The 14,278-nt window shown below is 65.1% G+C and carries 11 protein-coding genes and 4 pseudogenes; 10 read left to right on the top strand and 5 right to left on the bottom strand.

Going from position 1 to position 14,278, the window contains the following annotated elements; translation table 11 throughout:
• Positions 1 to 37: 37 nt before the first annotated feature.
• From VEIS_RS21945 to VEIS_RS27890, 4 genes are read left to right on the top strand one after another with little or no spacing between them, the layout of a single operon-like run.
• Positions 38 to 646 carry a CoxG family protein gene (locus VEIS_RS21945; RefSeq protein ID WP_011812217.1) on the top strand — a complete coding sequence of 203 codons (609 nt, stop codon included), beginning with the start codon at positions 38 to 40 and terminating at the stop codon, positions 644 to 646.
• 26 nt (positions 647 to 672) lie between these two features.
• Positions 673 to 1,836: an XdhC family protein gene (locus VEIS_RS21940; protein ID WP_011812216.1), complete on the top strand. Its 1,164-nt coding sequence runs from the start codon at positions 673 to 675 to the stop codon at positions 1,834 to 1,836.
• Positions 1,837 to 1,859: 23 nt separating this feature from the next.
• The gene (locus tag VEIS_RS27895; protein WP_041950269.1) at positions 1,860 to 2,069 is read left to right on the top strand and encodes a DUF3955 domain-containing protein; all 210 of its coding nucleotides are present in this window, start codon (positions 1,860 to 1,862) and stop codon (positions 2,067 to 2,069) included.
• On the top strand, positions 2,066 to 2,419 hold the full coding sequence (locus VEIS_RS27890; protein WP_011812215.1) for a YcgJ family protein: 354 nt from the start codon (positions 2,066 to 2,068) through the stop codon (positions 2,417 to 2,419). The genes VEIS_RS27895 and VEIS_RS27890 overlap by 4 nt, the downstream gene beginning before the upstream one ends.
• Positions 2,420 to 3,081: 662 nt before the next feature.
• Here the strand turns inward: VEIS_RS27890 and VEIS_RS21925 are convergent.
• Positions 3,082 to 4,092 (bottom strand): annotated as a pseudogene (locus VEIS_RS21925) (IS110 family RNA-guided transposase); the annotation flags it as partial.
• Between the two features lie 168 nt (positions 4,093 to 4,260).
• Here VEIS_RS21925 and VEIS_RS27155 point away from each other — a divergent pair.
• The 4 genes and pseudogenes from VEIS_RS27155 (at position 4,261) to VEIS_RS21905 (ending at position 7,858) form a co-directional block, all read left to right on the top strand.
• Entirely contained in the window at positions 4,261 to 5,136 is an 876-nt protein-coding gene (locus VEIS_RS27155; protein WP_011812213.1) for a DUF3291 domain-containing protein, read from the top strand.
• 89 nt (positions 5,137 to 5,225) lie between these two features.
• Positions 5,226 to 5,603 carry a hypothetical protein gene (locus VEIS_RS21915; protein ID WP_011812212.1) on the top strand — a complete coding sequence of 126 codons (378 nt, stop codon included), beginning with the start codon at positions 5,226 to 5,228 and terminating at the stop codon, positions 5,601 to 5,603.
• A 12-nt stretch (positions 5,604 to 5,615) separates the two neighbouring features.
• Positions 5,616 to 6,683, top strand: a pseudogene (locus VEIS_RS21910) (pyridoxal phosphate-dependent decarboxylase family protein); the annotation flags it as partial.
• Positions 6,680 to 7,858, top strand: coding sequence for a YbfB/YjiJ family MFS transporter (locus tag VEIS_RS21905; protein WP_011812210.1), 1,179 nt, complete (start codon positions 6,680 to 6,682; stop codon positions 7,856 to 7,858). The pseudogene VEIS_RS21910 and the gene VEIS_RS21905, both read left to right, overlap by 4 nt.
• A gap of 379 nt (positions 7,859 to 8,237) precedes the next feature.
• Here the strand turns inward: VEIS_RS21905 and VEIS_RS30870 are convergent.
• Positions 8,238 to 8,459: pseudogene (locus tag VEIS_RS30870) on the bottom strand (LacI family transcriptional regulator); the annotation flags it as partial.
• 56 nt (positions 8,460 to 8,515) lie between these two features.
• Here VEIS_RS30870 and VEIS_RS21890 point away from each other — a divergent pair.
• A protein-coding gene (locus VEIS_RS21890) for an IS3 family transposase (protein ID WP_198137918.1) occupies positions 8,516 to 9,702 on the top strand; the annotation gives its coding sequence in 2 pieces (ribosomal slippage) (positions 8,516 to 8,771 and positions 8,771 to 9,702; 1,188 coding nt in all).
• 299 nt (positions 9,703 to 10,001) lie between these two features.
• Positions 10,002 to 10,160: pseudogene (locus VEIS_RS21885) on the top strand (IS4 family transposase); the annotation flags it as partial.
• A 10-nt stretch (positions 10,161 to 10,170) separates the two neighbouring features.
• Here VEIS_RS21885 and ilvD read toward each other — a convergent pair.
• From ilvD to VEIS_RS21870, 3 genes are read right to left on the bottom strand one after another with little or no spacing between them, the layout of a single operon-like run.
• Entirely contained in the window at positions 10,171 to 11,859 is a 1,689-nt protein-coding gene (ilvD, locus tag VEIS_RS21880; protein WP_011812206.1) for a dihydroxy-acid dehydratase, read from the bottom strand.
• 27 nt (positions 11,860 to 11,886) lie between these two features.
• Complete coding sequence (locus tag VEIS_RS21875) at positions 11,887 to 13,218, bottom strand: FAD-dependent oxidoreductase (RefSeq protein WP_011812205.1); 1,332 nt, start codon at positions 13,216 to 13,218, stop codon at positions 11,887 to 11,889.
• Positions 13,215 to 14,273 carry an ABC transporter ATP-binding protein gene (locus tag VEIS_RS21870; protein ID WP_011812204.1) on the bottom strand — a complete coding sequence of 353 codons (1,059 nt, stop codon included), beginning with the start codon at positions 14,271 to 14,273 and terminating at the stop codon, positions 13,215 to 13,217. The genes VEIS_RS21875 and VEIS_RS21870 overlap by 4 nt, the downstream gene beginning before the upstream one ends.
• Positions 14,274 to 14,278: the final 5 nt, after the last annotated feature.

The raw sequence follows: 14,278 nt of genomic DNA, 5'->3' as shown, positions 1-14,278 counted from the left end.
CCCCATCCCATCACCGTAAACCCCCGAGGAAGCCACCATGCAAATGCAAGCCAGCCGCCCCCTTGCCGTCAGCCAGCAGCAGGCCTGGGAGGCGCTCAACGACCCCGAAGTCCTCAAGCTGTGCATCCCCGGCTGCGGCAAGATAGAACCCTGCGGCGAGAACCAATACGCCGTGGCCATGGCGCTCAAGATCGGCCCCGTATCGGCCAAGTTCACCGGCAAAATCACGCTGACCGACATCGTGCCGCCCGAAAGCTACCAACTGGCCTTCGACGGCTCGGGCGGAGTGGCCGGCTTTGGCAAGGGCCAGGCGCAGATCTCGCTGCAGCCCGACGGCGAGCATGACGCGCAATGCCTGCTGCACTACACCGCGCACGCCTCGGTGGGCGGCAAGATCGCCCAACTCGGCCAGCGCCTGATCGACGGGGCCGCCAAGACCATGGCCGAAGACTTCTTCCAACGCTTTGACAACGAAATGCAGCGCCGCCACCCGCGCGCCGAGCAGCCGCAGGCCCAGGCCGCGCCGATCGACGCCCCGGCGCCGGACGGCAGCCCGGCCACCAAGCCCCGCGTGCCAGCCGTCGTATGGGCCGCCGTCGGCATCGCCGCGCTGGTGCTCGTCACCTGGTGGCTCAGCCGCAGTTGATCCCGCAGCAAAACGCAGGCCCACCCATGGAAAACCTGGATCTGACCGTACTGCGCACCCTGCACGGCTGGCGCGCCGCAGAGCGGCGCGCACTGCTGGCCACCGTGGTGCGCACCTGGGGCTCATCGCCCCGGCCGGTAGGCTCGATCATGGCGCTGTGCGAAGACGGCGCCGTGGTCGGCTCGGTCTCGGGCGGCTGCATTGAAGACGACCTGATCGCCCGCCACACCCGCGCCCGGGCCAATCCGGCCCCATTGGCTCCCTCGGCCCCATTGGCCCCATTGGCCCCATTGGCCCCATTGGCCCCGACGGTGCCGGAACACGGCATCCCGAACGGGCCGCCGGCATTCGTCAAATACGGCATCAGCGCCGACGAAGCCCACCGCTTCGGCCTGCCCTGCGGCGGCACGCTGGAACTGCTGCTGGAATACAACCCCGACCCGGCCCGGCTGGCCGAACTGCTGGCCCTGCTGGCAGCCGGGCGCCTGGTGCAGCGCAGCGTGCGCCTGGCCGATGGCGCCGTCACCCTGTCACCGGCGACGGCGCCAGCCGACCTGGCGCTCGACGAGCGGCAACTGACCAACAGCTTCGGGCCGGAGTACCGGATGCTGCTCATCGGCGCCGGGCAACTGGCCGAATACCTGGCCACCATGGCCATGTTCAACGGCTTTGCCGTGACCGTGTGCGACCCGCGCGAGGAATACCGCCAAAGCTGGAACCTGCCCGGCGCCGCCCTGCTCAGCGACATGCCCGACGACGTGGTGCTGGCCTTCAAGCCCGACCGCCGAAGCTGCGTGGTAGCCCTCACGCACGACCCCAAGCTCGATGATCTGGCGCTGCTGGAAGCGCTCGAAACCGATGCGTTCTACGTCGGCGGCATAGGCTCGCGCCGCAACCACCAGGCGCGGCGCAAGCGCATGATCGAGCATTTCGGACAGACGCCCGACCGCCTTGCGCGACTTCGTGGCCCCATCGGCATCTACATCGGCAGCAAGACCCCGCCCGAAATCGCCGTCAGCGTGATGGCCGAAATCCTCGCGCTCAAAAACGGCGTCACCCTGCCGCATGATGTGGAAGTGGCCCAGGCCAAGAACGAGCGGGACTTGGCGCACAACGACCCGGGGACTGCGCTGTGCGGGGCCAGTCCTGCAAGCTCCGCCACAGGCCCACAATACGCCCCAAGACCGTAACCACCGCGCCATGCGAGGCACCGATGAACCACCCCACCAGATATATCCCTGCTGCGCTGCTCTTGCTCGGCAGCGCCTGCTTCGCAGGGTTTGCGGCCATCGGCAGCGCAGTGGCGCCCGACGGCCAGTTGCAAGAGCCTTTCGCGTTATTGCCGCTGGGCTGGCTGTGCACCACCGTGGGCGCGCTCGGCCTGCTGCCCCCACTCATCCGCCGGCTACGCCGCAAACCGTGAACCCAGCCCGCCTTTGCTGGCACCTGGCCCTGCTGCTGGCCGTCTCCACAGCCCATGCAGGCCGGCAAACCACGCTGCGCTCGCCGGAGCCGGGCGTACTCTGCGACCGCCATCTGTGCGCCAATGATCAGGGCATCTCCCGCCCGCTGACCGAAAAACACCTCGGCCCCCAAGCCGCGACCAAACTGTTCTCGCCGGGCGACTTCGACCTGACCGAGTTCAGCTTCGCCAACGGCGTTTTCTGCGACGTGAAAGAGCGGCTATGCCGCAACCATCGGTACTACGGCGCAGATGGCCAGCGCAGCGGGGCCGTGAACAAGAAATACACCCGGCTGCTGTTTGGCCAATGATCTGCCGTCTTGCCGGCGAATGGCCGCAAGCCGACCCCACCGTGGCGCCAGCGATGGCCGTCGGGATCACCCATGATGTGGTGTAGCAGCCGATCTGCAAATCCCCGTCTGCTTGTCCGGCGCGTCTGACCGTGGAGGATGGTGCAGGACGGATTGCTCCACGAATGACCGGGTCATTTTGGAGCAAGGAATTTACCGATCGGGCATCGGGAAGGAGCAGACGAAATCATGGAGTGCCTCCATGACCGTGCCGCCTGGACGCGCCTGCGCGCCGGCACCGCGTCGTCGGCACTCCCCAATGAAATGGCCCACTGGAGTACCCCCGCCTTCGGCTGCGGTATGAGCACCTCGGGCGTACATGAACGCCCCCTATGCCAGTCTCTCAATTCATGACAACGCGAAGGTGAAGATTGCTCCCGTACATTCGGACTGTGAGTGCAGCTTTTGGCTGCGGTCCCTGATGGGATCTGCTGGTTGGCGCCTCGATCGCTTACACGCACTCTGGGTGCTCCGCTCAGCACGGGCTTGGTCAACCACGGTCTTACCTGTCTTGCCATCACTTCATGATCGCCTGAGCAATCGGTGGTATTTCTCCCTGAAGTCGTTGTGTGGACTGTTGCTGCGCGGTTGGCCTTCGGCCACAAGACCTCGGCCGCCTTCTTGTAACCCATCTCGTAGTGCCGGTCATGGGCAAGCAGCGCCCAGACGATTCGAGCATTCTTGTTGGCCAGCGCGACCGCCGCGACATTCTTGTTGCGCCGCTGCACCACTGCGTTGATCCAACTGCACGGATCTGCTTTCTGCCCTGCCCGATAGATGACCGATCGCGCACCGTGTATCAGCAAGGTGCGCAGGTAGCTGTCGCCACGCTTGCTTATGCCCAGCAGGTTCGACTTTCCTCCAGAGGAATGTTGCCGGGGCACCAAGCCCAGCCACGCCGCCAGTTGTCGGCCGCCGTCGAAGTTCTTCGCATCCCCGATGGAGGCGACCAGTGCGCTCGCCGTGATGGGGCCGATGCCGGGCACCTGCGCGAGCCTGGTGCTGAGATCGCTGCTTCGATGCCATGCTTGGATCTGTGCCTCCAGCTCTTGGACCTGCCGCCCAAGCTCCTTGAGGTGGTCGAGCAGCCGCTGGACGAGCACGCGAAAGGATCCGGGCAACTCGTTGCCAGCGTCTTCGATCAGCTCCGGGACCCGCGAGGCGATGTAGCCGATGCCCTGGGGGACGATGAGACCGAACTCGCCGAGGAGGCCACGGATCTGATTGGCCTGCGCCGTGCGCGCCTTCACGAAGCCCTGGCGAACCCGGTGCAACGCCAACACCGCCTGCTGCTCAACATTCTTGATCGGCACGAAGCGCATGTTCGGTCGACCGACAGCCTCGCAGATGGCCTCGGCGTCGGCCGCATCGTTCTTGTTGGTCTTGACGTAGGGTTTGACGAACTGCGGTGCCATCAGGCGTACGGTGTGCCCCATTGTCTGCAGCTTGCGCGCCCAGTGGTGAGCGCTGCCGCAGGCCTCCATGCCGATCAAGCACGGCGGCAGGTTCACGAAGAACGTCGCCATCTGATCTCGACGCAGTTGCTTCTTCACGAGCACCTTGCCGTGCTCGTCGATTCCGTGGACCTGGAACACGTTCTTCGCCAGGTCGATGCCAACAGTCGTAAGCTTCATGGTGGATGCCCCTCTCGGTTCAAGTGGTTGATCAACATCTCCACTTTGGCACTTCGATGCCGTTACGGGTGGGGGCGTTCATCCCATTGCTTACCGGCTGCTCGACCAGTTTCTGCAACGAATGCCCAACCTGCGCTGACGAGACGGCGCCTGAAGACAAGGACAGACATGAAGCACCATTTCGCGCAGTTCAACGTGGCCTGGCTGAAGAAACCGCTGGACCATCCGGACATCGCCGACTTCAAGAACGGCATCGACCCTATCCATGAGCTGGCCGACAAGGCGCCTGGCTTTGTCTGGCGCCTGATCGCCGACGGCCATAGCAGCGCCACCACGCTGCGCCCTCTGGGTGAGGACGGCATCATCAACTTCACCGTCTGGGAAAGCCGCAAGGCGATGGCCAACTGGGTGTACCGCGACGAGCACGCTGGCGCGCTCAAGCGGCGGCGCGACTGGTTCCACCCACCGATGGAACCCGGCGTGGCGATGTGGTGGATTCCGGCCGGGCATACCCCGACGCTGGAAGAGGCGCTGGACCGGCTTCAGTACCTGCGCTCGCACGGCGCAACGCCGCTGGCCTTCGCCTTCAAGGACAGGTACACCCCCGAAGACGCCGATGCCTACCTGAAGGAGCCAGGCCGCCCGCCGTTGGGCGATCCGCGCATCGGCGCGGCGCAGGCCGAACGTTGCATTGACGCCTATGTCGCCGCCTGGAACGAGCCCGACGCCGAGCGGCGCATGCAGAAGCTGGCGCAGGTCATGACCGATGACGGCGTGTATTGCGACCCGGCCAAGCTCGCGCAGGGTCGCGCCGCCCTCGTGGACTACATCGCGCAGGTGCAAGCCAAGTACGCGGGTGGCCACATCGAGCGAACCAGCACGGTGGATGTGCATCACTACAGCGGCCGCTTCAACTGGCGCGCTGTCAAGGTCGATGGCACGCTGCTGCCCGAGAGCCTCGACGTCGTCGAGTTCGCGCGGGACGGGCGCATCCGCCGCGTCACCGGTTTCTTCGGCCCGCCAATCGCGCATTCGGCGCCCTGAACCCCCCAAAAAACCAACAACACCCCAAGAGGAGCGCATTCGTGCCACCCACCAGTCCCTTTGACCGGCGCCCCAGCACCGAGGCAGCCATGACCACCGGCCTGAGCGCTGCCGTTGAACAGGTGCTCGGGCCCCTGGAGACGTTTCTGCGCTTCGAGGAAGGCCCCGACCCCACGGGGCGCCGCTCAGTCTGGCGCGCCGCGCTTAACGAGTCTTTACCGCGCCAGGGGCAGGGCGCCCAGGCGGTGCTCGATGTGCTCAACGAGGTGGTCATCCCCAATGGCCTGCGCATCGGCTCGCCGGGCTTTTCTGGCTGGATCACCACCATGCCCTCCGTGGTGCCTGCGGTGGCCGGCTTCGTGGCCAGTCTGGTGGCGGCTCAGCGCTGGTACGCCTGGCCTGGCAACTTCCTGGAGATGCAGGCGCTCAGCTGGATGGGCGAGATGCTGGAGATGGGGCCGCACTGAGGCGGCACCTTTACCAGCGGGGGCGCTGTGGCCAACCTCATCTGCCTGGGCGCAGCGCGCCAGCATGCGGGCGAGCGCATCGGCGTGAACCCCACCGAGCAGGGCGCGGGCTGTATCCCCCAGCCGCGTGTCTATGCCACCGCCAGCCTGCATGATGTGGGCGTACGCGCGCTTTCCGTGCTGGGGCTGGGCGCGGTCGCGATGCGAACCGTCCCGATGGACGCTAGCCGCCGCCGCGCGGATAGCGAAGCGCTGGAGCGCATGATCGACGCCGACATCGCCGCCGGCTGCACGCCCGTGGCGGTGATCGCCACCGCAGGCGATGTACGCACCGGCACGGTGGACCCGGTGGACCGCATGCTGCGCATCGCGCATGACCGCGGCGTCTGGCTGCATGTCGATGGCGCCTACGGCGGCTTCGGCGTGCTCGATGAGCGGGTGCGTTCGCTGTACGGCGACATGGGTGCCATCGACTCGCTGGCGGTGGACCCGCACAAATGGATGGCGGTGCCGCTGGGCTGCGGGGCGGCCATCGTGCGCGACGGCGCACTGCAGCAGCGCTCGCTGGTGATCGGGCGGCCAGACTTCCACCACTTCGATCCCGCCACGCGTGCCGACGTGGGCTCGCCCTTCGACGAGTTCGGCGAGGGCTCGCTCTACAGCTCGGTCGATTTCTCGGCACGCTCGCGCAGCCTGACTGTGTGGGCCGCACTCAAGGAAATCGGCATGGACGGCATGCGCGCGCGCGTGCGCCGCCACCTGGACTGCGCGCGCCGTGTGGCGGAGCTGGTGCGCATGAACGATCGGCTGGAGTTGGTGGCGGAGCCTGAGCTGTCGATCTGCTGCTTCCGCTACATCCCCGCAGGCTCAAGCCGCGAGCCATCGACGGTGCTGGACAAGTTCAACGAAGCGGTGCTCAAGGGCATCCGTGCGCGTGGGCTATCGGTGCCGTCTAGCGCGGTTGTAGACGAGAAATTTGTGATCCGCCCAGCCTTTGTCGGCCCCAACACAGAGATCGCCGACGCCGAGTTGCTGGTGCGCGAAGTGCTGGCCATGGGCGACCAGCTCAGCGCCCGGTGAACACCGGTCGGCTGATCTTGCCGCTCGCGGCGGCTGCGCTGGCGGTGGATATCGGCGTTACTCGGCTGGGCTTTGGCCTGACCCTGCCGGCGATGAAGGCCGAGCTGCCCGGCACGTTCGGGCTGTACGGAATGATTGCTACCCTACACTTGGGTAGCTACCTGGTCGGCTCGATGCTGGCGCCGCTGGTGTTGCGTCGCCTGGGCTGGCGCTCAGTCTTCGTGTGGGCGCATCTGCTGGTCGCGCTGGGCTTGGTGGTGCAGGCGCAAGCTGCCTCGGTCGAGATGCTGGCGGCGGTGCGGGTGTTCCTTGGGCTGTCCACCGGGCTGGGCGTGCTCAGTGCGCTCGGCGCATCGCTGGAGTCGGTAGAGCCGCGGCGGTGGATGTTGGTCAGCGCCGTCATCTGGACCGGCGTCGCGTTGGGCATGGTGATTTCAGCGCCGGCAGGTAGTTGGGCGCTGGAGCAGACAGGCCGTTGGCGCACGGTTTCTATGGTGTGTGCGGCGCCCGCGCTTGTCATTGCGGTCCTAGCCGGGCTTGTGCCCTTTCCGCCCTATGCGGCGGCGCGGGCGGGAGCACACAAGGTGCGCATGATCGACGGACTGCGCCAGCTGCGCGACTCCACCTACCTGCTAGTGGCCTACGCGCTTTACGGGTTCGCGTACTTCGTTTATGCCACCTTCGCGCTGACGCGCCTGGTGCAGGGCCTGGCCGGTACGCTAACCTCGGCGGCGTGGCTGTGGACGGCCTTCGGCGTGACGGCGGCGGTCGGCTCGTTGGCAATGCCCTTGCTGATGCGAGGGCGGCTGCGCCCGCATGCAATGACGGCGACCGTTGCCATTGGCGCACTGGGTGCCCTGGCGTCTCTGGGCACTGGCAATGGCTTTGCGATTGCCAGTGCCATGCTTGTGGGCCTAGGGCTGACAGCCGCGCCCGCTGTAGCCAGTGCCTATGCCCGCGAGCGTGTGGATGCCGATGTGGGACCCAGTGCCCTCGCAGTGGCAACCATCGCATGCGCAGCAGGCCAAATGGCTGGCCCAGTACTCACAGGCGTGGTCATAGATGTTTTCGGCATAGAGTCTATGGCGGTGCTGGTGTTGGTTGGCTATGCACTGGCAACCGTGTTCGCTAAGTTGGATCAGCTTCATCAGATGCGGATGCACCAAAGTTCATGAGGAATCCAATCCGCAGTAAGGTTACAAGCATTGTCAATCGTTCGCTCGATCCTCAAAAGTGGTTTTGGGTTCAGTTCCGTATTCCACCACCACTAAAACTTGCAAAGACACTCTCTTTGCATTTCGATCAACCTCGTCACGACTCAAGCCTGGCGGGGTTTTTCACTTGGGCTTGCGGACTTGGCCACCCACCGCGAGGCCTGATTTTGGCGTTTCTGACCCGTTTTTCCTCTCTCTTTCTCTACTCCCTGCGGACGCGCAAACGGCCAAGTCCGCAAGGACGGGTCCTGCAAAATCAATGACTTACGCATGGTGGCGACCACGGATGTTTTTTCGAGCATCGGGCAGCATCGTAAAAACAGCGAGAGAAAGAATTCCGTCAAGTCTGCGCAGCAGGCTGTGTTTTGCCCGCACGAACATTGGAGACGACATTGGCAACACGCTGGCGCTGTGCCTGCCAGCACAGCGGCGCGTCGATGGCCAGATCGAAGAGCACCACTTCTTCGGGCAAAGTCTCGTCGAGGATCGCGGCCTGGATGTCCGGAGCCAAGGTCGTCAGGTTGACCATGCGGCTCACGTAGCTGCGGTCGATCTTGACCCTGCCCCCGAAAAACGTATCCCTTGCTGAGTGGTTCAATGCAAGCAAGGAAAACGGAAATGACGAAGACAGTGCGGGCGCGCTACACGCTGGAATTCAAGCAGGAGGCGGTGCGGCTGGTCCATGGCGGCCAGAGCATCGCAGCGGCGGCCAGGACGCTGGGCGTGGTGGAGCAGACGCTGTTCAACTGGGTCAAGGCGGATCGCCTGGGCAAGCTCACAGGCGCTGACAGCAAGGCAGTGAGCGTCGAGCAGATGGAGATCAGCCGGCTGCGCGCGGAGCTGGCACGCGTGAAGATGGAGCGTGACATCTTGGGAAAAGCGACGGCGTACTTCGCGAAAGCGCAGAGCTGAAGTACGCCTTCATTCACCGCAACCGCCAGGCGTGGCCGATCTCTGTGCAGTGCCGAGTCCTGCAGGCCAGCATCACCGGCTACCACGAACACTTCGTTCGTAGAGCCAGCGCGGCCCAGCGGCACCATCTCAGCGACGACGCGCTGCTGGTGCACATCGAGGTGATCCACGCCGAAACGCGGGGCGGCTACGGCTGGCCGCGCACGTGGAAGGAACTGCTGGCCAGGGGCATCCGGGTGGGCAAGGAGCGGGTGCGCAAGCTCATGCAACTGCACGGCATCCGGGCCAAGGGCAAGCGCCGCTTCAAGGTCACCACGGACAGCAAGCATGACCTGCCGATCGCCCCCAATCTGCTGGATCGACAGTTCGATGTGGCCGAACCCGACAAGGTCTGGGTGGGCGACATCACCTACATCGCAACCGACGAAGGCTGGCTGTTCCTGGCCGTGGTGATCGACCTGTTCAGCCGCCAGGTGGTGGGCTGGTCACTGCGCGAGGACATGACGCGCGACATCGTCATCGATGCTGTGCGCATGGCCTGGTTCAAGCGCCATCCGCGCAAGCATGCCGGGCTGATCTTGCACAGCGACCGGGGCAGCCAATACGCCAGCGAGGACTTCAGGGACGTGCTCGTCCAGTGCGGCATCACGGCCTCGATGAGCCGCAAGGGCAACTGCTGGGACAACGCCTGCAGCGAGACCCTGTTCGGTTCGTTGAAGGTGGAGCGACTGCATGGGCAGCGCTTCGTGACGCGGCGCCAGGCCAAGGACGAGGTCATCGCCTGGGTACTCTGGTACAACCGCACCCGGCTGCACTCCACGCTGGCGTACGTCAGCCCGGTGCGGTTCGAGCAAGACTGGCATGCGGCTCAGGCCAAGCAAGCCAATTCGTGACTCCGCTATGGGGTACGGATTCCAGGGGCAAGGTCATCTTTTCTCGATCCGCGATTTCCGCGAGGTTGCGTGCTTGCCCGCCCTCAATCTGCCGCAGCCAACGGTGACCACGGGCCAGGGCCACTTGCAACGCCGTCGGAGCACGTTGGCCGTTCAGCGAAGCAGAAATGCCCTGTGGCACAACCACCTGTCGCCGTCCGCTATAGCGTTGAATGCGGATCGGAATGGCCACCGTGACGCCGCCATCTTGCGCCCGCAACATCATCGCGTCCCCCGGAAACTCCACCGTGGTCAGTCTCATGCGGCAAATCGCCATGCTCGGCGGCTTCCTGGGTCGCAAGTGCGATGGACAGCCCGGCGTCAAATCGCTCTGGCTTGGCTTTGCCCGGGTCAGGGATTTTGTGCAGGGTGTTGAGCATATGCGCTTGCTTCAGGATGCGGGGGGAAGTTGTGTGTAAGGGCATGGGTTCAGCCTCTTGCTTTCAACGTGCCGCCCTTGGACAGCGGCTGCACCAGGTGCTGATACAGGCTGAGCCAGCCTTTCTTTTCACCCGGCACGAACGGTGCGAGCGCCGCGCGGCGGGCTTGCCACTCGCAGGCGTCGAGCAGCAGGTCTACCGTGCGTCCGGCGATGTCGATGGCCACGGTGTCGCCGTCGCGCACCAGCGCAATCGGGCCACCGTCCGCCGCCTCGGGCAGCACCTGCCCAATCGTGAAGCCGTGGTTCAACCCCGAGAACTGTCCGTCGGTGATGACGGCGATATCGTCGCCCAAATGCGCCCCATTGACTGCCGCTACGAACCACGAGGCCGACGCCACGCCCGGTCCTCCGCGCGCGCCCAAGCCGCGCAGTACGATCACCTGTCCGCTCGTGATTTCCCCGTTGGAAAGCGCCGCCATCGCATCTTCCTGGCTTTCGAATACGCGGCAGACGCCCCGGAACGCGCTCTGCTTGCCGCCCAACCCGAGCTTCATCACCGCACCATCGGGCGCCAGGCTGCCCTTGAGGATCACCACAGACGGGCCAGGGCCTATGGGGCGGGTCAGGCTGCCGATGATCTGTGCGTCCAGCACTTCGATGCCCGCCAGATTCTCGCGCAGCGTGCGCCCGGTGACGGTAAGAACTTCGGCGTCCAGCAGCGATTCGAGTTCTTTCATCACGGCGATGGCCCCGCCGGCCGCTTCGAGGTGTTCGATACGGCCAGGCCCATTGGGCTTGATCGCGCAAAGCAGTGGAACGGCCCGGGTGCCCTGCGCACTGCGACCCAGCGCATCCATGAGTTGAAACATGTCCACGTCGATCTCGCCCTCCGTGGCGATGGCTTGCAGGTGGCGCAGCAGGTTGATGGAGCCGCTGACTGCCAGGCCGACACGGATCGCGTTGGCGAACGCCGCAGGCGTCATGATGTCCTTGGGACGGAGGTCCTCATCGACGAGGCCTACGATGCGTCGCCCGGCAGCGCGCGCCAGTTCCTTCATGCGCGCACTGCGTGCAGCCACCGGCGCGCTACCCGGCAGCGCCATGCCCAATGCCTCGGCCATGATGTGCATGGTGTTGGCCGTGCCCATCCCCGCGCACACGCCCGGGCCTTGCACTGCGACCTCGGACAGGTCGGTGATGTCCTGGATGCTGATCTTGCCGGCAGCCAGTGCGCCGACGGATTCGAAAACGTCTTCGATATCGACCGGCCGGCCCGCGCGCTGGCCACAGCCCTGGTAACCACCGATCACGAGAATCGACGGAATGTTCAACCGCGCTGCGGCCATCAGATGCGCCGGCGCGGTTTTGTCGCAACTGCTCAAGCAGACCATGCCGTCCAGCACCGCGCCTTCGACAGCCACTTCGATGTCGTTGACCAGCAGGTCGCGCGCTGGCATCAGGTAGCGCCCACCACGACCGGCGCCGGTAATGAAGTCGCTTGGCGCGGTCGTTTTGACGATGAAGGGCAGACCGCCGGCGTCGAGGATTGCTTGCCGGACGATCCCGGCCACTTCGTCCAGATGGCTGAAACAGATCGACATCTCAGAGGACGAGTTGATGATGGCGATCTTTGGCTTGTGCATATCGGATTCCGGGATGCCCAGCGCGCGCCATTGGGCACGGCGAATGGCCCACCGGGTGGTGCCTGGCTCGAAGTTGGAACGGTAGTTTCTCATCGGATTCGGGTATCGAAGTGAGGGAACTCAGTCGCCCAGGATCGCGCCTTGTGCGCGCAATGTCCGGCGCAACGCATCGGTGTCGATGTCACGCGGCATGACACCCGCCGCAACCGCCTGCGCGGCGGCCACGCCGGCGGCTTCACCCAGCGCCATGCACACGGCGGCGACCCGCATCGATGCGTGGGCCTCATGCGAGGCCGAGGCGCAGCGCCCCGCCACGAGCAAGCCATGAAGGCCGGCGGGCAGCATCATTCGGTAAGGCAGTTGGTAATAGGTGCCTGGTGCGAGAAAGCGCCAGAGCGTGGCGCGGCCCACGCCATGCTCCTCCATGGGCCATGCGCTGCACGCCACCGCGTCGCGAAAGCGGCCTTGGTTGAGCACGTCGTGCTGCGTGAGCCAATAGTCGCCGCGCACGCGGCGGCTTTCGCGCACACCGATTTGTGCGCCAATGTCCTCGATGAAGCAGTTCTCATAGCCGGGAACGAAGCGGCGAAAAGCTTTCAGGTAGGCGCTGATCTGTCGTCGGCCCTGCACTTCCGAATCGGTCAACTCCTGCGTGTCCAGAGGGTCAGGCGCGCGACCGTCTTTGACGACTCGGGTGATATTCAGGTGCATGCTGGCGGGCCGGACGCTGAAAGCGCCGCCGCTGGTGCGTGGCAGATTGAGGCCGCAGGCCACGGCCTGCTCGAGGTGGCGCCGCAGCTCGTCGCGGTTCAACGCACTGGCGCGCGCCACGTCCACACCGCCCAAGCGAAACATGGTTGTGGGTGCCTGGATGACCTGCGGGTCGTGCTCGAAATCGGCCCCGGCCAGGGCGGCGATGTCGCCATCGCCCGTGCAGTCGATCACGACATGCGCTGCGCAGGCCCAGCGGCCATCGCGACCTTCAAAGATGGCGCCACGCACATGTTGATCCTCCCGCAGCACACCAACGGCCAGGCAGTGAAAGGCGAGTTGCACGCCGGCTTGCAGCACGAGCTCATCGGCGGCCAGTTTGACCAGCGTCGGGTCGTATGGGAGCGAGGCGGTTTGCAGCCAGCGCAACGGCTCGCGCGGCCCGCCCCAATGCGCCAAGCGCTCTGTGAACTCAGCCGCCATGCCGCCAACCACCGGGATCACTTCGGTTTCGGTTACGGTATACAGGCCGCAGAAGCTGCCCAGGGTGACCATGGACAGCGTGCCGCCCAGATAGCCGTTACGCTCGACCAACAATACGCGCGCGCCCTGGCGCGCTGCGGCCACGGCGGCCATCAGGCCGGCGCTGCCGCCACCGACCACCAGCACGTCCACCAGGTGGCGCACGGGCGTCTGTCGCGGCGGTTCGCTGATGGCGGCCAAGGAGGGAGATCGGTTCATGCCTGCACCACCGCGCCAGTGTCGGCATGGAACAGATGGACATGTTGCGTATCGGCCCGCAACAGCACGGTCTCGCCGCGCCGTGGCAGATTGCGCTCTCGCAGAGTGAACACCACCTCCTCTTTCTGATGGCGCGCGACGATTTGAGTCTCCGATCCCATGGGCTCTACGGTCACGACCTCGAACGGCAGGCCGTCAGCGCCAAGGTGCAGGTTTTCGGGGCGAATCCCGTAAACGACGCTTTGGCCTTCGCAGCCCGCACCATGGGCCGGTAGCGGCAGGCGCAATCCTCCACTGGAGACGAAGCCGTCTCCGGCCACGTTGCCGCTCAAGAAGTTCATGGACGGCGAGCCAATGAAGCCCGCCACGAATTGGCTCGTCGGGTGGTCGTACAGTTCCAGCGGTGCCCCGACTTGCTCGATCACACCGTCGCGCAGGATGACGATTCGGTCGGCCATCGTCATGGCCTCCGTCTGGTCGTGCGTGACGTAGACCATGGTGACCTTGAGCTGGTCGTGCAATTGGCGTATCTCGGTGCGCATTTGCACACGCAGCTTGGCGTCCAGGTTAGATAACGGCTCGTCGAACAAAAAGACCTGCGGATCACGCACGATGGCACGGCCCATGGCTACGCGCTGGCGCTGCCCGCCAGAGAGTTGGCGCGGCAAGCGCTCCAGCAATTGCGACAGTCCCAATATGGCCGCCGCCTTCTCGATCCGTCTGGCAATTTCGGCCTTCGTCTCGCCGCGCAATTCGAGCGCAAACGACATATTGCCCGCCACGGTCATGTGCGGATACAGCGCATAGTTCTGGAACACCATGGCGATGTCCCGGTCCTTGGACGGCACATCGTTGATCAGGCGCGCCCCTATGCGTAGCTGACCCGCGCTGATATCTTCAAGGCCCGCCATCATGCGCAGCAGCGTGGATTTGCCGCAGCCCGATGGCCCGACGAAAGCGACGAACTCGCCGTCGCGGATGAACAGCGACACGCCCTTGATGACTTCGATCTTGTCGTAGGTTTTGCGGATGTCCCGCAGTTCGAGAGAAGCCATTTCGT

The sequence above is a fragment of the Verminephrobacter eiseniae EF01-2 genome (assembly GCF_000015565.1).
Taxonomy (GTDB): domain Bacteria; phylum Pseudomonadota; class Gammaproteobacteria; order Burkholderiales; family Burkholderiaceae_C; genus Acidovorax; species Acidovorax eiseniae.
This window is presented reverse-complemented; position numbering and strand designations above follow the sequence as displayed.

What these genes read in the sequence shown, in the direction of transcription:
- VEIS_RS21945 (WP_011812217.1), top strand. Translation starts at nt 38, where the DNA reads ATGCAAATGCAAGCCAGCCGCCCCCTTGCCGTCAGCCAGCAGCAGGCC.
- VEIS_RS21940 (WP_011812216.1), top strand. Translation starts at nt 673, where the DNA reads ATGGAAAACCTGGATCTGACCGTACTGCGCACCCTGCACGGCTGGCGC.
- VEIS_RS27895 (WP_041950269.1), top strand. Translation starts at nt 1,860, where the DNA reads ATGAACCACCCCACCAGATATATCCCTGCTGCGCTGCTCTTGCTCGGC.
- VEIS_RS27155 (WP_011812213.1), top strand. Translation starts at nt 4,261, where the DNA reads ATGAAGCACCATTTCGCGCAGTTCAACGTGGCCTGGCTGAAGAAACCG.
- VEIS_RS21915 (WP_011812212.1), top strand. Translation starts at nt 5,226, where the DNA reads ATGACCACCGGCCTGAGCGCTGCCGTTGAACAGGTGCTCGGGCCCCTG.
- ilvD (WP_011812206.1), bottom strand. Translation starts at nt 11,859, where the DNA reads ATGAGAAACTACCGTTCCAACTTCGAGCCAGGCACCACCCGGTGGGCC.
- VEIS_RS21875 (WP_011812205.1), bottom strand. Translation starts at nt 13,218, where the DNA reads ATGAACCGATCTCCCTCCTTGGCCGCCATCAGCGAACCGCCGCGACAG.
- VEIS_RS21870 (WP_011812204.1), bottom strand. Translation starts at nt 14,273, where the DNA reads ATGGCTTCTCTCGAACTGCGGGACATCCGCAAAACCTACGACAAGATC.